Source organism: Arcobacter denitrificans (SeqCode), assembly GCF_048571185.1.
Taxonomy (GTDB): Bacteria; Campylobacterota; Campylobacteria; order Campylobacterales; family Arcobacteraceae; genus Arcobacter; species Arcobacter denitrificans.
In genome coordinates this window covers 95970-114012 of record NZ_CP182350.1, presented here as the reverse complement: position 1 = coordinate 114012, position 18043 = coordinate 95970, and the positions used below count along the sequence as shown (strand labels likewise).

The 18043-nt window shown below is 27.9% G+C and carries 21 protein-coding genes; 14 read left to right on the top strand and 7 right to left on the bottom strand.

Going from position 1 to position 18043, the window contains the following annotated elements; translation table 11 throughout:
- Position 1 precedes the first annotated feature (1 nt).
- The 3 genes from ACNI28_RS00620 to ACNI28_RS00610 form a co-directional block, all read right to left on the bottom strand.
- Positions 2-637, bottom strand: a complete 636-nt coding sequence (locus tag ACNI28_RS00620) for a UPF0323 family lipoprotein (protein ID WP_419764901.1) — start codon at positions 635-637, stop codon at positions 2-4.
- Between the two features lie 102 nt (positions 638-739).
- Positions 740-940, bottom strand: coding sequence for a YqaE/Pmp3 family membrane protein (locus tag ACNI28_RS00615; RefSeq protein ID WP_419764900.1), 201 nt, complete (start codon positions 938-940; stop codon positions 740-742).
- Between the two features lie 9 nt (positions 941-949).
- A complete protein-coding gene (locus ACNI28_RS00610) occupies positions 950-1789 on the bottom strand; it encodes a shikimate dehydrogenase (RefSeq protein ID WP_419764899.1) in 840 nt (279 codons plus the stop codon).
- Positions 1790-1886: 97 nt separating this feature from the next.
- Between ACNI28_RS00610 and pgeF the strand changes: the two genes are divergently transcribed.
- From pgeF to ACNI28_RS00590, 4 genes are all read left to right on the top strand, one after another.
- The gene (gene pgeF, locus ACNI28_RS00605; protein WP_419764898.1) at positions 1887-2558 is read left to right on the top strand and encodes a peptidoglycan editing factor PgeF; all 672 of its coding nucleotides are present in this window, start codon (positions 1887-1889) and stop codon (positions 2556-2558) included.
- A 150-nt stretch (positions 2559-2708) separates the two neighbouring features.
- Positions 2709-3968: a malic enzyme-like NAD(P)-binding protein gene (locus ACNI28_RS00600; RefSeq protein WP_419764896.1), complete on the top strand. Its 1260-nt coding sequence runs from the start codon at positions 2709-2711 to the stop codon at positions 3966-3968.
- Between the two features lie 60 nt (positions 3969-4028).
- Positions 4029-4862, top strand: a complete 834-nt coding sequence (gene purU, locus ACNI28_RS00595; protein WP_419764895.1) for a formyltetrahydrofolate deformylase — start codon at positions 4029-4031, stop codon at positions 4860-4862.
- Positions 4862-5326, top strand: a complete 465-nt coding sequence (locus ACNI28_RS00590; RefSeq protein WP_419764894.1) for a tRNA (cytidine(34)-2'-O)-methyltransferase — start codon at positions 4862-4864, stop codon at positions 5324-5326. The genes purU and ACNI28_RS00590 overlap by 1 nt, the downstream gene beginning before the upstream one ends.
- On the opposite strand, the gene ACNI28_RS00585 is transcribed toward ACNI28_RS00590, so the two are convergent.
- Together ACNI28_RS00585 and ACNI28_RS00580 are read right to left on the bottom strand one after the other, a co-directional pair.
- Positions 5319-5552 carry a hypothetical protein gene (locus ACNI28_RS00585; RefSeq protein WP_419764893.1) on the bottom strand — a complete coding sequence of 78 codons (234 nt, stop codon included), beginning with the start codon at positions 5550-5552 and terminating at the stop codon, positions 5319-5321. The genes ACNI28_RS00590 and ACNI28_RS00585 overlap by 8 nt on opposite strands.
- Positions 5539-7302: a Na/Pi cotransporter family protein gene (locus tag ACNI28_RS00580; protein ID WP_419764892.1), complete on the bottom strand. Its 1764-nt coding sequence runs from the start codon at positions 7300-7302 to the stop codon at positions 5539-5541. Before ACNI28_RS00580 ends, ACNI28_RS00585 begins: the two co-directional genes overlap by 14 nt.
- 88 nt (positions 7303-7390) lie before the next feature.
- On the opposite strand from ACNI28_RS00580, the gene ACNI28_RS00575 reads away from it, so the two are divergent.
- The 8 genes from ACNI28_RS00575 (at position 7391) to ACNI28_RS00540 (ending at position 14715) form a co-directional block, all read left to right on the top strand.
- Positions 7391-8044 carry a response regulator transcription factor gene (locus tag ACNI28_RS00575; protein ID WP_419764891.1) on the top strand — a complete coding sequence of 218 codons (654 nt, stop codon included), beginning with the start codon at positions 7391-7393 and terminating at the stop codon, positions 8042-8044.
- Positions 8037-8885 carry an ATP-binding protein gene (locus ACNI28_RS00570; RefSeq protein ID WP_419764889.1) on the top strand — a complete coding sequence of 283 codons (849 nt, stop codon included), beginning with the start codon at positions 8037-8039 and terminating at the stop codon, positions 8883-8885. Before ACNI28_RS00575 ends, ACNI28_RS00570 begins: the two co-directional genes overlap by 8 nt.
- 76 nt (positions 8886-8961) lie before the next feature.
- Complete coding sequence (locus tag ACNI28_RS00565) at positions 8962-11091, top strand: TonB-dependent receptor (RefSeq protein ID WP_419764888.1); 2130 nt, start codon at positions 8962-8964, stop codon at positions 11089-11091.
- Between the two features lie 9 nt (positions 11092-11100).
- The gene (locus ACNI28_RS00560) at positions 11101-12540 is read left to right on the top strand and encodes a 4Fe-4S binding protein (protein WP_419764887.1); all 1440 of its coding nucleotides are present in this window, start codon (positions 11101-11103) and stop codon (positions 12538-12540) included.
- Positions 12530-12958 (top strand): TonB-system energizer ExbB, encoded by a 429-nt coding sequence (gene exbB / locus ACNI28_RS00555; RefSeq protein WP_419764885.1) that lies wholly within the window; start codon positions 12530-12532, stop codon positions 12956-12958. The genes ACNI28_RS00560 and exbB overlap by 11 nt, the downstream gene beginning before the upstream one ends.
- Complete coding sequence (locus ACNI28_RS00550) at positions 12939-13316, top strand: biopolymer transporter ExbD (RefSeq protein ID WP_419764884.1); 378 nt, start codon at positions 12939-12941, stop codon at positions 13314-13316. The genes exbB and ACNI28_RS00550 overlap by 20 nt, the downstream gene beginning before the upstream one ends.
- 136 nt (positions 13317-13452) lie before the next feature.
- The gene (locus tag ACNI28_RS00545) at positions 13453-13992 is read left to right on the top strand and encodes an energy transducer TonB (RefSeq protein ID WP_419764883.1); all 540 of its coding nucleotides are present in this window, start codon (positions 13453-13455) and stop codon (positions 13990-13992) included.
- Between the two features lie 33 nt (positions 13993-14025).
- Positions 14026-14715 carry a pseudouridine synthase gene (locus tag ACNI28_RS00540; RefSeq protein ID WP_419764882.1) on the top strand — a complete coding sequence of 230 codons (690 nt, stop codon included), beginning with the start codon at positions 14026-14028 and terminating at the stop codon, positions 14713-14715.
- Here the strand turns inward: ACNI28_RS00540 and ACNI28_RS00535 are convergent.
- On the bottom strand, positions 14708-15331 hold the full coding sequence (locus tag ACNI28_RS00535) for an HAD family hydrolase (RefSeq protein ID WP_419764881.1): 624 nt from the start codon (positions 15329-15331) through the stop codon (positions 14708-14710). The genes ACNI28_RS00540 and ACNI28_RS00535 overlap by 8 nt on opposite strands.
- Positions 15332-15489: 158 nt before the next feature.
- Positions 15490-15909: a hypothetical protein gene (locus ACNI28_RS00530; RefSeq protein WP_419764880.1), complete on the bottom strand. Its 420-nt coding sequence runs from the start codon at positions 15907-15909 to the stop codon at positions 15490-15492.
- 116 nt (positions 15910-16025) lie between these two features.
- On the opposite strand from ACNI28_RS00530, the gene ACNI28_RS00525 reads away from it, so the two are divergent.
- Both ACNI28_RS00525 and ACNI28_RS00520 read left to right on the top strand, forming a co-directional pair.
- Positions 16026-16220 carry a hypothetical protein gene (locus ACNI28_RS00525; protein WP_419764879.1) on the top strand — a complete coding sequence of 65 codons (195 nt, stop codon included), beginning with the start codon at positions 16026-16028 and terminating at the stop codon, positions 16218-16220.
- Positions 16221-16227: 7 nt separating this feature from the next.
- Positions 16228-18042, top strand: coding sequence for a TonB-dependent receptor plug domain-containing protein (locus tag ACNI28_RS00520; protein ID WP_419764878.1), 1815 nt, complete (start codon positions 16228-16230; stop codon positions 18040-18042).
- Position 18043 lies beyond the last annotated feature (1 nt).

Sequence of the window (18043 nt, the reverse complement as noted above, 5' to 3'; positions counted from 1 at the left end):
ATCAACCACCAAAGAATCCAGATGATCTAGACCCAAAAGAGGATCTAGATTTTGAAGAGCTTCCTCCACCAAAAAAGCCACTTTTTTTACTTGAAGCTGAGCTTGTACCTGTTTTAGCTGCTCTTGTAAAAGAACTTTGACTTTTAGAGTATGTTTGAGGAGATTTGTATTGAGTTCTTCTTTGGTTTTGGAAGTTTTGGTTATTAAATAGTTTATTACCTATCCATGAACCAATCATCGCTCCAGCAATAGATGATAATAAAACTCCACCAAGTCCCATTCCACCATTTGATACTTCTGGATTTGTTAGGGGAGAGGTTCCTGCTTCTATTCTTGCATTTTCTTGTTTTACAAGTCTATCTATCTCTTCTTGAGTTAGTATTCTTTCACTTCCATCAGGTTTTCTCAAAACTACAGTTGTTTTAGTAGCAGGAAATTCATCTGCAATAGCATATCTACCATCAGCACTCTCTTCTATAATTACAAAAGCACCTTGCTTTTGACTTGCATTTGTAAAGGCATCATTTTGTCCTTGTCTATTATTAGAACTATCTCCACATCCAACAAGTCCTGTAATTAAAATAGCACCTAATCCACCAACAATGGCATAGTCTGATATTTTTTTAATATGTTTCATCTATTTCCTTTGTATTATTTTTTAAAATGAATAATATAAGTGTATCTATTCTATCAAAGTTCTATTAATTAAAAATGAATAGACTTCTTTAAATAAACTCTCTTATATCTCTTCTTGTTTATTCTTAAAGTTTTTGATTTTTTTGTCAGTATTATATTGACTCAATGAATATACTGACCATAAAGCTGCAGGTAACCAACCAATGATTGTAATTTGTAAAATTAGACAAATTATTCCAGAAATTGGCTTACCAATTGTAAAAAAGTTAAGCCATGGGATTAGTATAGCTAAAATCAATCTCATAAAATACTCTTACTTTTGCTCTTCATTATCAATTGTATCTTCTACTGGATCTTTTTTTAAAGCTTTTCTCATCACTTCAATAGTCTCTTTATCTAATAAAGTATCAGTAAATAATTCAAATGCAAGAACACCTTGATATAAAAGCATATCTTCACCATCCTTTGCTTTTAAACCTTCTGCCTGTGCTAGTTTTAAAAAGGGAGTATCTTTTCCATATATACAATCAAAAGCGTATTTTGCATTTAAAAAGATACTTTCAAGTGTAGTTTTCTTGATAGGATAGTCCTCATTATTTAATCCTGCACTTGTAGAGTTTACAATCAAATCATAATGATTCATTTGAAAGTTACCCCAAGTATAAGTTTTGAAGCCTTGTGCTTTAAAAAAGGCTAGTTTTTCAGCACTTCTATTTAGTATTCTTACTTCAATGTTTTCTTCTTTTAAAGCCATTGCTATAGCTTTTGCAGTACCACCAGCCCCTAAAATAAGTACAGATTTTATTTTTCCAAAATCACTTATGGCTTTTAAAAATCCTGGAGCATCTGTATTATATGCATAAATCTTATCATCTTTTTTTACATAAGTATTTACAGCTTCAATTTCATTTGCTATTCCTACAACTTCATCTGCTAATCTAAAAGCATCCTCTTTATGGGGAACAGTTATATTAGCACCTTTTATATTTTCTGAATTAAAAATTTCTTTAATCTTCTTGCCATCAGTTAATAAGTATTTATCATAAAATGAATTTAGATTTAGATGGTCAAAAGCACTGTTATGCATTTGAGGAGATTTTGAGTGTTCTATTGGATTACCAAATATTAAAAATTTTTCGTTTTCTTGCGACATTGATTTCCTTAAAATAAAATCTGATTCTATCCAAAGATTAATAAGAGGATATTAAAATAATTATGATAAATTAATATAAAAAAAATTTGGGAAAAAAATGGACACTATAAAAAAGATAATAACAACAAAAAATGATGGAAATATAGCCTATCATGTAAATGATTTAAAAAGTAGTGTTGATAAAAACAGATTGAAACTTTCCCAAAAATATAATTTTGATATGTCAAAATTGCGTTATATGAACCAAGTTCATGGTGAAAACATAAAAATTGTAGATTTTAATTCTCCTTTATTAATAGATAATTGTGATGCTTTGGTTACAAAAGAGAAAAATCTACCTATAATGGTAATGGTAGCTGATTGTATACCAATACTTTTATATGACAATAAAAAAGATGTTATTGCAGTAGTTCATGCAGGAAGAAACTCAACTTTTTTAAGTATAGTTCAAAAAACAGCACTTATGATGATAAAAGAATTAGGATGCAAAGCAGAAGATATAAATGCTTATTTAGGACCTTCTATACAAAAGTGTTGTTATGAAGTTTCCAATGAACTAGAAAATATCGTTATTAAATCTTATGGTAAAGAGTTTTCACAAAATAGATATATAGATTTACAAGCTATAAATGTGAAACAGTTAAATGATATTGGTATTTTTAATGTGGAAGTATCTAGGATTTGTACTAAATGTTCCAATGAAGCATATTTTTCATATAGAAATGATAAAGATTGTGGAAGATTTTCAATAATTGCAATTCTTAAATAAAACTAAAAATGTAAAAATTATGTAAATAAAGTGTATAAAAAGTGTATAGAAAGCTTAAAATTTGATTAATTTGATGCATAATTTAGAAAAAAATAACTTTTAAGTTTCGATAGGTTACAATTTCATCCAAAATAAATAAAGGAGTTATTTATGAGTAAACCTGTAACTAAAGAAGAAGCTTTAGATTATCATCAATTTCCAAAACCTGGAAAACTGGAAATTGGAACTACAACAAAACTTGGAACACAAAGAGATTTAGCTTTGGCATATACGCCAGGTGTTGCATTCCCTTGTCTAGAAATTGAAAAAGATTCAGATAATGCATTTAAATACACAGCTAAGAAAAATCTTGTAGCTGTTATATCAAATGGTACAGCTGTACTTGGTCTTGGAAATATTGGAGCAGTTGCTTCAAAGCCAGTTATGGAAGGTAAATCTGTACTATTTAAAAAGTTTGCTGCTGTTGATTCTTTTGATATTGAAGTAGATGAAACTGATGTTGATAAATTTGTATCAGTATGTAAGGCAATTTCACCAACATTTGGTGGTATTAATCTTGAAGATATTAAATCACCAGAGTGCTTTGAAATAGAGAGAAGATTAATAGACGAAGTTGATATTCCTGTTATGCATGATGATCAACATGGTACTGCTATTATTACAACTGCTGGATTAATTAATGCTTGTGAAATTATTGGAAAAAAGCTTGAAGATTTAAAAGTTATTGTTGTAGGAGCTGGGGCGGCTGCTATTTCATGTGCTAGAATGTATAGAGCTGTTGGAGTAGAAAATATCATTATGTGTGATTCTAAAGGGGTTATCCATGATAAAAGAGATGATTTAAATAAATATAAAAAAGAGTTTTCTATAAGTGAATCATTGACACAACTTGAAGCTTTTCGAGAGGCTGATATGGTTTTAGGATTATCTAAACCTGGAACTTTTACAGAAGAACATATTGCTGTAATGGCTGATGAGCCAATTGTATTTGCACTATCAAATCCAACTCCTGAACTTTTCCCGGATGATATATTTAAAATAAGAGATAAAGCAATAGTAGGAACAGGAAGAAGTGATTTCAATAATCAAGTAAATAACGTACTTGGTTTTCCATTTATTTTTAGAGGAGCACTAGATGTCCAAGCTAAAAAAATAAATATGCAAATGAAAAAAGCAGCAGCATATGCAATTGCAGACTTAGCTAAAAAGCCAGTAACTGCTGAAGTAAAAGCAATATTTGGAGATCATTTAGCTTTTTCAAAAGATTATATTATTCCTAAACCTTTTGATAAAAGACTTATTGTTGAAATATCTAGTGCAGTTGCAAATGCGGCAGTAGAATCTGGTGTTTCAAGAATAAAAGATTTTGATTTAGTAGCTTATAAAGAAGAGTTAGCACAAATGATTTAATAAAAATAATGGTATTATTCCAATCTTAAAACAGGAATAATACTATTATATGGGATAAAGATGAAAGAGTACATACTTCTAATAAACACTTCTGATTCAAAAGGTTTAGTATACAACGTATCTAAAGTTCTTTTTGCAAATAATCTAAATATCGAACAAAATGCTGAATATGTTGATGCTGAAACAAATAAATTTTTTATGAGAACAGTAATAAGTGGTGATTTAAACGCAAAAATACTTTTAAAAGAGTTAACAGAAGTTTTACCAAAAGAGTCACAAGTTAAACTAAGAGAAAAATCAAAAAAAGATATTGTTTTGTTAGCTACAAAAGAATCACATGTTTTAGGTGATTTACTTATAAGATATCTAGATGGAGAATTAGAAGCAAATATAAAAGCAGTAATTGCAAACCATGACTATCTAAAAGATTTAGTAGAGAAGTTTGATATCCCTTTTCATTGTATTAGTGCAGAAGGTTTAGAGCGAGAAGCACACGAAGACTTAATAATAGAAAAAATAAAAGAGTATAATCCAGAACTTATTGTTTTAGCTAAGTATATGAGAATCTTAACTCCAAAATTTGTACAAGAGTTTCCTCAGCAAGTATTAAATATCCATCACTCATTTTTACCAGCTTTTATAGGCGCAAACCCATATAAACAAGCACACCATAGAGGTGTTAAAATTATTGGGGCAACTGCTCATTATGTTACTGATGATTTGGATGAAGGTCCAATTATTGCTCAGGATGTTGTTAGAGTTGACCATACATTTTCTTGGCAAGATATGAGAATTGCAGGGAAAAATGTAGAAAAAGTTGTATTATCAAATGCTTTACAACTTTTACTTGAAGACAAAGTTTTTGTTTATGGCAATAAAACGGTAATTTTATAGTGTTTAATATTGTTTTATTAGAACCCAGAATTCCAGGAAATGTTGGAACTATAGGACGGCTTGCTTTTGCTTTAAATTGTAGATTACACTTGATAAAACCATATGGCTTTGGTGAAATAACAGAAAAAGAAGTAAGACGAGCTGGACTTGATTATTGGTATGATTTAGATATCACTGAATATGAAAATATTGAAGAGTTTTGGGCTAAAAACCCATTAGATGATAGACATTTTTTTGCTACAACTAAGACAAAACAAGTATATTTTGAAGCTTCATATAAAGTAGGGGATTATTTTTATTTTGGAAGAGAAGATGCTGGCTTGCCAGAAGAGTTATTAGCAAAAAATGAAAAAGGTTGTATTACAATTCCTATGACAAACGATGCAAGAAGTTTAAATATTGCAAACTCTGTATCTATTGTTGCCTATGAGGCTTTAAGACAAAACTTTAAAGAGTTTAAATAAACTCTTTTTTTGCTTTTTTTATAAGTTTTTTTATAGCTTTTCTTTTCTCTTCTAGCTTTTTTTCATCCTTTTTCTTTTCACACTCTTTTAACTTATCCTCTATGCTTTGCTTTTTGTTATAGAGTTCTTTAATCATTTTATTAATTTCAACAGTATTTTTTTTTACCTCTTTTTTATCCCATGAAAAGTATGTTTTAAAAGTTTTTACAAGTTTAGATATTTTCATTATTTTCTCCTAAGGTTCTTAGTTTTGCATCATTTACAAATAGTATATTTGCTATTCTAAATAAGTTTTTGCTCATATTTATTACACTTCCTGCATCATTCATTAGTGAAGTTCCCATTTTAGGTGTAATTTTATCATTTCTTATCAATTCATCTATTTTTTTATTGAATTGTATTTCTAGTTCTTCTATGTTATCTTTATAAACTTGAATTTGAGTTGATGTTTCAACATCATCTAAATCTTTGTTTCTTAATTGATTTGTTCTTAAAATATTTAGTGCTAACTCTTTTTTTAAGGCGATGTATTCTGTTTTTATATATTCATTTTTACTATATAGATATATATTGATATTACGTTGAATATCTCTTGTATCTTTTAATATTTTTACAATTATATTTGAAGATAGTCTTAACTGTCCAATATAAAAAAGTTGATGTTCATTCATATTACTTTGAGACCTTAATAGATAATCAATTATCTCACTATATAAAGACTTTAAATCATTTTGATAAATTTCATCTAAATTAGTATCTATTTTAGCAGGATTTTTAATTGCCTTTTCAATATCTTCTTCTTCCTTTAAATTAGAAGTATGAATTGACAATGCATGAAGTATTGCTTTTTGTGCATTTTCATATAGGTGAAGAACCTCTTTTTGTACAGATACCATTGCATTGTAAGGTATTTTGATATTTGACTCATCTAAATATATAGGTTTTGATGCTTTTTGGGTTTTTTCTTTTATTGCTTTTTTTGAAAGTGTAACAATAAAGGCAATAAATGGGAATAATATAACAATTCCTAAAAGATTAAATATGGTATGAAATAGGGCTAATTTCATAGAATAGTTTTCATTATCAATCCCAAAATATGGTGCTATTAAATCAACTAAGTCTTTTAAAACATAAATAAGAGCAATAGCAACAGCTGCAGTTATAATATTGAATACAAAATGTCCAAAAGCTAATCTTTTTCCATTTACATTGGAAGTTAAAGAACCAATTATTGCTGTAACTGTTGTACCAATATTTGCCCCAATTGCTAAGGCAATAGCATCGATATAAATAATATTTGTACCAGAAAGTGCTGTAATAATAATAGCCATAGTTGCACTACTTGATTGTATAACTACAGTTGCAATTGCACCAATTATTATATATATGAGGATACCTGTTAGTCCTCCTACAGAGTATGAAGCTAAATCAATGGCATCTTTTAGGGTTTCAAATCCATCTTTCATATAAGAAATACCTAAAAATATAAAACCAAGTCCAAGTAAAATATTTCCAAGTCCTATATACTTTTGGTTTTTTGAAAATCTAAAAATTACACCAAATATAATCAAGGGCATTGCATATAAAGATATTTTTATCTTAAGTCCAAAGGAAGAGACAATCCATGCTGTAGTTGTACTACCTAGGTTTGACCCAAAGACTATTGCCATACCTTGAGTTAGAGTGATTAGTTCGACTGTTAAGAATGATATAACAATTACAGAGATTAAAGAAGAACTTTGAACTATAGAAGTAGTAACAAAACCTGTCAAGACTGCTTTAATATTTGTAGCGGTAAATTTCTCTAAAACTTTTTCTAAAGCACCACCTGAAAAGAGCTTAAAGCCATTTTCCATAAAGTGCATACCAATCATAAATATTGCAATTCCTGTAGCTATTATTTTTACATTTTCACTTGAAATTATAAAATAAGCTAAAAGAACTAAAATTAGGGGTAGGGTTAATTTTTTAATCATAAGTAATTATATATAAATATTTTAAAAATTCAACTATTTTATAAGTTTTAGTGTAGAATTTTGGAAAAATATTGTAAAAAGACTTAAGATGAGAATATTATTATTAGAAGATGATGAACTCTTTGCACAAACTATAGAGGACTTCTTAGATGAGGAGGGGTTTGTAGTTGATATTGCAAACGATGGTGAAAAAGCATTAGAATTAAACTATGAAATAAATTATGATTTATATTTACTAGATATAAATGTTCCAAAAATAAATGGATTAGAGTTACTAAAAGATTTAAGAGAATCAGGAGACAATACCCCAACCATATTTTTAACTTCATATAAAGATAAAGATACCTTAGAACAGGGCTTTTTAAATGGAGCTGATGATTATCTAAAAAAACCAATTGATTTAGATGAACTAATTTTAAGAATAAAATCTCTTTTAAAAAGAGCAGGAAAACAGACTGAAAAAATAGTATTAGATGAAAATCTAGTTTTTAATCCAAGTGATAAGAGAGTTTATAAAGATAATAAAGATATGAAGTTACCTACAAAAGTTGTTGAACTATTAGAACTATTTTTGGAAAACAAAGATAAAATAGTTACAAAAGAGATGATTGTTGATAAATTATGGTCCACCCAAGAGGATTATAGTGAAGGTTCAATAAGAGTATATATTAATCACGTAAAAAAGATATTTGTAAATGAAAAAATTATAAATATAAAAGGTGTAGGATATAAAGTTGAATAATAAAAGAAAGAATTTTTTAATTTCAAACTCAATTTTAATTGCCTTTATAGTAATTATGGTTTTAGTTGCAAATTATTATTTAGTATCTACCTTTGGGTTTAATCAAGAAACTTTTATAGCTATAACATTAGTTTTGATTATTCTTGCAGTTGTTTTAAACTTTTTTTTAAGCAAACCCCTTTATGAACCTTTGTTTAGAAGTGATGAAAACCTACAAAAAACAATAAAAGAGACACTTCATGAACTAAATATTCCAGCCTCTACAATTCAAGCAAATTCCCAAATGTTAGAAAAAAATATTAAAGATGAAAAAAACAAAAAGAGACTAAATAGAATAAAACTAGCTACAAATGAGCTCTTAAATCTATATAATCAAATGGAATATGAAATCAAAAAAGAGATAGACAAAATAGATAAGCAAGAGTTCTTATTGGATGAAATAATTGAGAACTCAATAGATAAGTTCGAAGATATAAAAGGAGATGTTTCAATACAAAACAGTATAGAAAATATAGTAATCAATAGTGATAAAAATGGTTTTCAAAAAGTTATTGATAACCTCTTATCCAATGCAATAAAATATAATATTGAAAATGGTGTAGTTAAAATTGATTTTTCAAATAATACTTTGACTATTTTTAATACAGGAAAGAAAATTGATACAAAAAACCTTTTTATTGTCTTTGAACAATACTTTCAAGAAGACCCTAAAAATAGTGGTTTTGGTTTAGGTTTAAATATTGTAAAAGAGTTTTGTGATAAAAACCTAATAGAAATCAAAATTGAACCAAATGAAAATGGGACACTTATTAAATTAAATCTTTTAAAACTAATATCTTAAAAATATCTTATAAATAAAAATTAACACTAAATTAACACTTTTCGTTTAATATTCTTAAAAAAACTTAAGGATAAGAATGAAATTAAACTATTCATTGCCAACTTTATTAGTGCTTTTGAGTGCTAACTGTTATTCTCAAACAATCTCATTAGATAAATTATCAATTACTGCAACTAAAGTTCAAAGAGCAACAAAAGATGTTACACAAAGTATTGATGTTGTAGATGAGAAAGATATTGAAGATAAAAATATAATTTTTGCTTCTGAAGCAATTAATAGTATCCCTGGCGTTATTGCTGAAAATACAAGTAACTCTTCAAGTCCAAGGTTAATTATTCGAGGTGCTGGTCTTAAAGCACGATATGGAGTACGAGAGATAATGGTGATAAAAGATGGTGTCCCTATGACGGATCCTGATTCTTTTACACGATTTGATTATATTGATATGCAAGATGTAAAAGCTGTTGAAGTTCAAAAGGGTCCAGGTTCAATTGCTGCTGCCAATGCAACTGGTGGTGTTGTTCAATTAATCACTAAATCTGTCTTTGAAGATAATCAAAATCGTATTAAATTAGGTTTAGGAACTGAGCACTCTTCTCAATCAAATATAAAATATGCAAAAGCTATTGATGAAAGTAATTTTATGTCTGTTAACTTTAGCACAACTAAAAATGAAAATAATTGGCGAAAAAATAATAAAGTAGATTCTCTTCAGTTTGGTTTGAAGTATGGTCATATCTTTGATGATGAATCAATACTAGAGAGTGAGCTAGCTTATACAGAATCAAATGTTGACCTGCCAGCATCTATGACTGAATCAGAGTTTAATATTTTTCAATCTACTGGCAAGCAGGGAAATACTTCATCTGCATGGCAACATAGCTCACGTGACTCTAAAATCCTGTTTTTTAATTCAAAGTTTGAAAAAGATTTTGGTAATTTAACTATAAAACCACGTTTTTATGTCAATGCTTGGGAACACTTTCACCCCGTAACAGCCATGATTAATGATAGTGATAATAATATTGTTTTAGGTACAGATTTAGAAAATAATTATAGCCATAAACTTTTTAATGAAGATGCAACTTTAGTGTTTGGTTTAACAGCAAAACAAGATAGAACACGAGATGCTAAAAAATATACTTATAAAGATTATTCAGTCACTGGACCTACCGTGGGTGCTTTTGCCAATAGGGACTATACTATTTCAAGTACTTTATCTAATGAAAAAGGAGATTTAGCCAATACAGAAAACTCTACGGCAACTCTTTTGGGAGCATATGTTCAAGAGAGTTTTAATCCTACTGCAAATACTTTAGTTGATGTATCATTAAGAGTTGATAGGGTCTCTTTTGATGTATCAGGAAATGAAATCTTAAAATACAATTGGGGTGGAAGTGCTTTTACTTCTACTAATACATACTATACAGGTGATGGTGCTTATAATATAAAGGAATCATATACTTTGATATCTCCTAAAATAGGATTTAGTTATGCTTTAAGTGATACTCATAGCATATACTCTTCACTTGCAAGTGCAAATCAAGCACCAACAGATAATGAATTAAAAGCTAATAAAACAAATAACAAAGGTACTTTAGATAAAACTACAAGTGTTAATTATGAAATTGGATTAAAAGCAAGAGATGTTAAATACTCTTATGATATAGCTCTATATCAAAATGATATTAGTGATGAAGTAACTGCAACAAAAGATGGCTTTCTCACTTATTATCAAAATGCTGGAAAAACTCAAAAAAGAGGTTTAGAATTTACAGGAAGTTATAATTTAACTAGTGAATTATCTTTTGGTGCTTCATATGCATACTCTTACTATAAATTTAAATCTTTCATGGAAGAGGGTACAAATGATAGAGCTAATAATTATTTACCATATATTCCTCAACATAGGTATTCTTTATTTGCAACTCTAAATTTAAATAATGGTTTTAAAGCACGTATAGAGACAAAAAGTAGTGGGTCATACTACATGGATAATGCGAATACTGAAAAGTATGCTGGCTATGATTTTGTAACAGATCTGATGCTAGGATATACAAAAAAGAATCATACTATTCAACTAAATATAAATAATTTATTTGATAAACATTATGCCGCACAAGTACAAAAAGATACATCAGGTGTTAAAACATACAAAGCTGCAGCTCCACAATCTGCAATGATTACTTATAACTATAGGTTTTAGGAAAGCATTATGGTAAATCATATAAAACGTGATAAAAATGATATTTATAGTTTTCCTCTTATAGGATTTATATTTAAAAATGCAAGATTTATATTTGTCTTAAAAGTTATGATTGCAATTTTATTTGTTTATGCAATATTGTTTGGGTTTATTAATCCAACTAAAGAGAATGTTTTTACGACAGGATTGTTTTGGGGACTATTTTGGCCATTTTTTATGGTTATAACATTAGCTTTTTTTGGACGAATTTTTTGTGGAATTTGTCCCCATGGATTTATGGGAAAATATTTAACAAAAATAGGTTTAAATAAAAAACTTCCAAAGCTATTTTCAAATTATTTTATAGGTTTGTTTATTTTGTTTATAGGATGGTGGCTTATATATTATATGTATCCTTCTTTATTTAAAACTCCTTATGCTACTGCTATGATGTTTGCAGTTTTAACTTTAGTAGCTAGTATTTTCTTTTTTGTCTATGAAAAGATGTCTTATTGTAAATATATCTGTCCTATAGGTTTGGTATCTAAAGCATTTAGTAAAGTGTCTTTTACAAAACTAGCGACGTATAGTGAGTCTTGTAAATCATGTAAAACTTTTGAATGTGCTAAATCTTGTACTTATGATTTAAAGCCTTTTACTTTTAATAAACAAAATACAATGTCAGATTGTACCTTATGTATGGATTGTAGTGATTCTTGTGAAGCTGTTAGTTTTAAAATAACGAAGCCATCTGAAAGTATGTTTAAAAAGTTTAAATTCTCAAAAGCAGAAGTTTGGGCTTATTTGCTTATTACAGCCGCTATTTCTATTACTATGAGTTTTCATCATGCATTAGGAAGAAGTGCTATTGTAGAAGATTTTTTTTGGACAAAAACAGCACGATATTTTGAATCTATTTTTAATTTTGGAACAGTTGACATGATAGGGTTGTTTGCTTTTTTATATGCTGTTGCTATAGTAGTTATTTTAAATATAATTGGTATGTTTATTGCTTCAAAAATTTTAAAAGTAAGTTATGAAAAAACCTTTTATACCTTAGGGTATGCTTTTGCTCCATTGTTTATTATTGGTGGTTTATCTCATATGGGAGAGTTCTTTTTTTATTCATATGCTTCCCAAATTGTTAATGCGTTTATTCAAGCTTTTCATTTGGATATGGCATACATTGAACCCTTAGCAAGCAGACGAGATAAATGGGTACATGTTTTTACCTTATTTAAATACATTGCGATTATTTGGGCATTTGTTATTATGATAGGTCGATTAAAACTTTTAAAGAGCACAAAGTTGAGAAAAATAATTGCAATGCCATTTGCATCATTTTTGATTATTCTATATTTAGGATTGAATTTTTATACAGGCTATGTATTTAAAACCTACGGAGCTAAAAAAAGTGGTCACAATCATTCTTCGATGATAAAAAAAGAGGTTAGAAAAAATGGACATTGAATTATTAAAAAATTTAGTTGATTATGGTGTGGTAGCTCTTTTAGGGTTTATGAGTTTTTTATCTATTTGGTTTTTTATTGAAAGAATCTTTTTTTATAAAAAGATAGACGTAGATTCCTATAAATCTAAAAAGTCATTGGAAATAGTTATAACAAAACATCTTTCTATTATAGGAACAATTGCATCAAATGCACCATATATTGGATTACTTGGAACAGTACTAGCTATTATGCTGACATTTATGACGATGAGTTCTGGTGATATAGAAGCTACAAAAATCATGGCTTCTTTAGCCTTGGCTTTAAAAGCTACTGCTGTTGGCTTGGTAGTTGCAATTATCTCACAAATGTTTTATAACATATTGGCTCGATATGCAGAAGTGATTGAAAGTAAATATGATGAAATTGCAGAAGTTTAACTCAATAAATGTAATACCATTTATTGATGTTTTATTAGTATTACTTGCAATTGTATTATTAACTACAACATTCATTGCTAAAGGAGATATAAAAGTTGCCCTTGCTCAGGCAAATAGTGCAACTAGCTTAAGTGTTGAACAGGAAACTATAATTAGTATAAAATCAAACAATTCTATTTTTTTAAATAATTTACATATCTCTTTAGAAGCATTAAAAGTTGAAATTAATAAGTTAAATAAGTTATCACATATTTATATTAGATGTGATAAAAAGGCGGATTTTGAGGCTTTTGTTTTGCTATTAGACCTTTTAAAATCAAATAAATTTGAAAATATTTCTATAGTAACAAAGAAATAAAATGCAGACTCAAAAACGATATATATACTCATTTTTCTTAACTATTTGTATTTATATCTTAATACTATTTATATTGTTTCTTAGTTTTAGAGAAATCAACCAGCCCAAAACTTTAAAAAAAGAGAAAGTTATATCCATGAACCACATCTCTTTAATTGAACAAAAAAAACGAGAGATAAAAAAAGAAGAAAAAAAAGAAGAAAAAGTTATACCAAAACCCATAAAGAAAAAAAAGAAAATTAAACCTCTAAAAAAAAGATTAGAAAAAAAGGTAACAGAAGAAAAGGTAATAGAAAAAAAAGAAGTAGAAAAGAAGCCAAAAGAAGAGAAAAAAGAAAAAGAGCTTAAAGAAGACAATAAAGAGCAAGAAGTTATTAAAAAAAGTTCTAAGAATTATAAAGAAGAGTTTTTAGATGCCCACTTACAAAAAATAGTACAACTCATCCAAAAAAATGTTATTTATCCCAAAAGAGCAAAAAGGCTTAATATTCAAGGTAAAGTATTTATTTTATTTAAAATTTCAATAAATGGTGAAATTACAGAGTTAAAAGGAGTTTCAGGACATCGATTATTAATCAAATCTGCGCTTAAGGCCATAGAAAAAGCATCAAAAACATTTCCAAAAGTAAAAAAAGAAATAACAATAAAAGTCCCCATAGAATACAAACTTACCTAAGCTTATTAATAAAAACAATGTTATCATTCATTTATGAAAAATAGTTATAAAAGAGTTGATGCACATCTTTCTAGTTTGGGTTATTGTACAAGAAGTGATGCTAAGAAATTTTTAAAAATGAATGAACTTACTGTAAACAAAGAAAGAATATATAATCCATCTATAAAAGCATATCATGATGAAATTAAAATCAATGAAAAAATTCTTGACCCAGAAAGCTTTACAATTCTTTTAAACAAACCTGCTGGTGTGATTTGTTCACATAATGATGCTGGAGTATTGATTTATTCTCTTCTCCCACAAAGATGGAACCAAAGGAAACCAAAGATATCAACGATAGGTAGACTTGATGTGGATACTACTGGTGCTATACTAATAACTGATGATGGAGTTTTAAATCATAGATTGACAAATCCTAAAAAAGATATTTCAAAAGTTTATGAAGTAGATTTGAAAGTGCCTTTAAAAGGTGATGAAGAAGATATATTTGCAAGTGGAGAACTTCTTTTAAATGGAGAAAAAAAGCCATTATTACCTGCTAAACTTGAAATAATATCACCTACAAAAGTTAGGCTAGAGATATTTGAAGGTAAATATCATCAAGTAAAAAGAATGTTTGCAGCTGTTGGAAATAGAGTTGTGAAACTTCATAGAGTTAGCTTTGATGGCTATACTGTTGAGGATTTAAAAGAGGGTGATTATAAAATTATAAGGGTTAATTGAACTTTTTAAATATTTTATCTTCTAACTCTTTTATTGTCTCAATTGCATTTTCTTTATGATTTGAAAAACCCCAGTTTACTAAAATAGAATCAACTCCTGCACTTTTTGCTGCTTGAATATCTTTATGACTATCTCCTACTAAAAGGGACTTCTCTTTTGTAGTATTAATATCTTCAAGTATTTTATAAACCATTTCTGGATGGGGTTTTGGTTTTAAAACATCGTTATATCCAACAATTGTTTTAAAATAATTTCCAAGTTCTAAGTGGTTTAGCATTCTATTTGCAAATTCACTGTTGGCATTTGTAGCAACTGTAAATATATAGTCACTTTTTAAATCTTCAAGTAACTCTTTTATGCCATCATAAATCTCCAAGTCAGTTAAACAGTTTTCATAGTAGTAGGTTTCAAAAAGTTTACCTTGTTCTTCAGTAAAATGTTTTGTCCCATAAAAAAATTCTGATGAGCTGATATTTGGATCATTTACTTTTTCTAGGATAATATTTTTTTCTAAAAGTTCAAAGCCTAGGTTTCCTCTAACATAGTTGATTGTATTTGCAATCATGCTACCACTATTGATTAATGTTCCATCCATATCAAACATTATAAGTTTCATAAATTCTCCAAATTAAATTTTTTAATTAACAATTGATTAACACACAATTGCTACAATTTCCTTACAGATTTTGTATTTCTCCTACTATTTTATACAAAAGAATAACGTACCACCCTAATAAGTCCTACTTCAAACACCAGAAGTAGGGCTTTTTTATTTTAAGACCTCACATCTTTCATAATCTCTTTCCAATCTCTTAAAAAGTGTTTTTTTATATAGGGCTCTTTATGTGGAACTAAACATCCTGCACAGTTTTGGTGAATATAGTCATCACCTTCATATTGTGCACCATCTTTACTATCTATATTGCAGTATGAGTATAGAGTTTTATCTTCTACTTTTTTAAATCCATTATCATCAAATCTAAAATTAGGACAGGCGCATAAATAGCAGTTTAACCCTTCATAATCATGACATTTTTTATTGTCTTTATAAAGTGGACAAAAGTCAGGTTCATTTTTAACCATATTGTCAAATCTAAAATATTTTATAACTTCTTCATCACTTAAGTCTTTTAGTTTTTCCATGATATTTTGATGTCTAGTGGCATGTTTATCAAACCATTCATTATAAGTCAAAGTATCTCCTTTAAAGTGCCGTATTGTATTTAAATAGCTTTAATCTAGCTTGAAATAAAACATTTATATTTTTTTGAATATAATACGCGAATTAAAATCTAAAGAAAGGAGAATCAATGATTAGTAAAAGTAAAAAATACTTCACACTTTTTGGAATGTTAGCTGCAACTGCTGATAGAAAAACATCATCTATTAATAGTCTGATTGAAACATTATTATCTACGCAAGTACCCAAAATAGTAAATATACTTATATCAAGACAGTTAAAACCTGCAAAACTAAATTCAACAAATAAAATAAAATTAGGATAAATAAAAAATGAACAAAAAAATAACCACAAGCTTAGTTGCAAGCTTTCTATTAGCAACATCAAACCTTTATTCACAACAATTATCAGAAATCACAGTCGTAAGTGCTACAAAATCAGAACAATCAATAAAAGATGTTACTTCAAATGTTGAAGTTATTACTAAAGAAGAGATTGAAGAGAGACATTATACAAGTGTAAATGAAGCATTAAACAGTTTTCCTGGTTTATCAATAGTTTCAAATGGAGGCTTAGGTTCAACTTCATCAATATATTTAAGAGGAATGTCTAATTCAAGAATTTTAGTATTGGTTGATGGTATTAGATATCAAGACCCATCAAATACAAGTGGTGCAAATCTATCCCATTTAATGATAAATGATATTGAACGAATAGAAGTGATAAAAGGTGCACAAAGTGGTGTTTGGGGTGCAGATGCTGCAGCAGGAGTTATAAATATAATAACAAAAAAAGCAACTTTAGGAACTAGCGGGAATGCAAACTTAGAATTTGGAAGTTATAATACAAAAAAGTATGGTGCTACTATTTCACATGGTACAAAAAAGTTTGATATAAAATTTAGTGCAAATAAAATTACAACTGATGGTTTTACAAACAAATTAACATACGGTAATAGAGTAAAAGACTATGAAAAAGATGGATATGAAAATAGAACATTGTCTTTAAATACTAATATGTATATTACAGATAATAGTAAATTGACTTTTGATATTAAAGATATTGATGGTTTAGTAGAGTATGATAGTAGTTCAGCTAACGATACTACAATGAAAAGTGATATAGATACAACAATATATAGTACTTCATATTCACAAGAAATAAAAAATCAAAATATAAAACTAAAATATGAATTAAGTAAGTTTAAAAGACATGAAATAGGAACTACATCAGGAGTGCTAAAATTTTCTGGTGAAACACAAAATATTGAACTAAGTGATGAATACAAATATTTAAATAGTGATTTTTTAATTGTAGGTATTGGTTCAAGTATTGACGATGTTAATTATATAAAAGCAGATAACACTACAAATCAAAAAGAGAGTAAAGATAAATACCTTTATTTAACAAATTCTAATAAATTTACAAATACTATTTTTACTCAAAGTTTAAGATATGATAGATATGATAATTTTGATAATAAATTCACGGGAAAAGTCGGATTAAAATATAGTTTTAACCAAGATTTAGAGTTTAAAACAAATATTGGAACAGCATACAATGTACCCAATATTGTAAAAGAATTAAATCCTTGGGGTACAACAAATCCAGATTTAGAGCCAGAAGAGACAAAAAGTTTTGATATAGGTATTAAATATAAAGATTTTTCTTTAAGTTTCTTTGAATCTAAAATTGACAATTTAATTGATTGGTCAGGAGGAGGATATCAAAATGTAAAAGGAGAATCTATTTTTAAGGGGTTTGAATTAGAGTATAGTAAGTTAATAGAAGAAAATACTTTATTCACTTTTAATTATACTAGATTGAGTGCTAAAGATGAAGATGATAAGTATTTAGCTAGAAGACCTATTCAAACATTAAAAACATCATTTGATTATTATGGAATAAAAGATTTTCATATTAATTTAAATAATGAGTATGTTGGAACTAGGTATAATTCAGCTGATAAAGCTGGAAGACAAACAGGTAGATATGTTTTATGGAATAGTGTAGCTAATTATGAGCTAAATAAAAATACAAAACTATATGTGAGAATTGATAATATTACAAATAAATACTATCAAAAAATTGATGGTTATGCAACAGCTGGTCGAAGTGCATATCTAGGAGTGAACTATAAATTCTAAT

Bases quoted from the DNA above. Each gene is read 5' to 3' on its own strand.
- ACNI28_RS00620 (WP_419764901.1), bottom strand. From the start codon at position 637: ATGAAACATATTAAAAAAATATCAGACTATGCCATTGTTGGTGGATTA.
- ACNI28_RS00615 (WP_419764900.1), bottom strand. From the start codon at position 940: ATGAGATTGATTTTAGCTATACTAATCCCATGGCTTAACTTTTTTACA.
- ACNI28_RS00610 (WP_419764899.1), bottom strand. From the start codon at position 1,789: ATGTCGCAAGAAAACGAAAAATTTTTAATATTTGGTAATCCAATAGAA.
- pgeF (WP_419764898.1), top strand. From the start codon at position 1,887: ATGGACACTATAAAAAAGATAATAACAACAAAAAATGATGGAAATATA.
- ACNI28_RS00600 (WP_419764896.1), top strand. From the start codon at position 2,709: ATGAGTAAACCTGTAACTAAAGAAGAAGCTTTAGATTATCATCAATTT.
- purU (WP_419764895.1), top strand. From the start codon at position 4,029: ATGAAAGAGTACATACTTCTAATAAACACTTCTGATTCAAAAGGTTTA.
- ACNI28_RS00585 (WP_419764893.1), bottom strand. From the start codon at position 5,552: ATGAAAATATCTAAACTTGTAAAAACTTTTAAAACATACTTTTCATGG.
- ACNI28_RS00580 (WP_419764892.1), bottom strand. From the start codon at position 7,302: ATGATTAAAAAATTAACCCTACCCCTAATTTTAGTTCTTTTAGCTTAT.
- ACNI28_RS00575 (WP_419764891.1), top strand. From the start codon at position 7,391: ATGAGAATATTATTATTAGAAGATGATGAACTCTTTGCACAAACTATA.
- ACNI28_RS00565 (WP_419764888.1), top strand. From the start codon at position 8,962: ATGAAATTAAACTATTCATTGCCAACTTTATTAGTGCTTTTGAGTGCT.
- ACNI28_RS00560 (WP_419764887.1), top strand. From the start codon at position 11,101: ATGGTAAATCATATAAAACGTGATAAAAATGATATTTATAGTTTTCCT.
- exbB (WP_419764885.1), top strand. From the start codon at position 12,530: ATGGACATTGAATTATTAAAAAATTTAGTTGATTATGGTGTGGTAGCT.
- ACNI28_RS00550 (WP_419764884.1), top strand. From the start codon at position 12,939: ATGAAATTGCAGAAGTTTAACTCAATAAATGTAATACCATTTATTGAT.
- ACNI28_RS00545 (WP_419764883.1), top strand. From the start codon at position 13,453: ATGAACCACATCTCTTTAATTGAACAAAAAAAACGAGAGATAAAAAAA.
- ACNI28_RS00540 (WP_419764882.1), top strand. From the start codon at position 14,026: ATGAAAAATAGTTATAAAAGAGTTGATGCACATCTTTCTAGTTTGGGT.
- ACNI28_RS00535 (WP_419764881.1), bottom strand. From the start codon at position 15,331: ATGAAACTTATAATGTTTGATATGGATGGAACATTAATCAATAGTGGT.
- ACNI28_RS00525 (WP_419764879.1), top strand. From the start codon at position 16,026: ATGATTAGTAAAAGTAAAAAATACTTCACACTTTTTGGAATGTTAGCT.
- ACNI28_RS00520 (WP_419764878.1), top strand. From the start codon at position 16,228: ATGAACAAAAAAATAACCACAAGCTTAGTTGCAAGCTTTCTATTAGCA.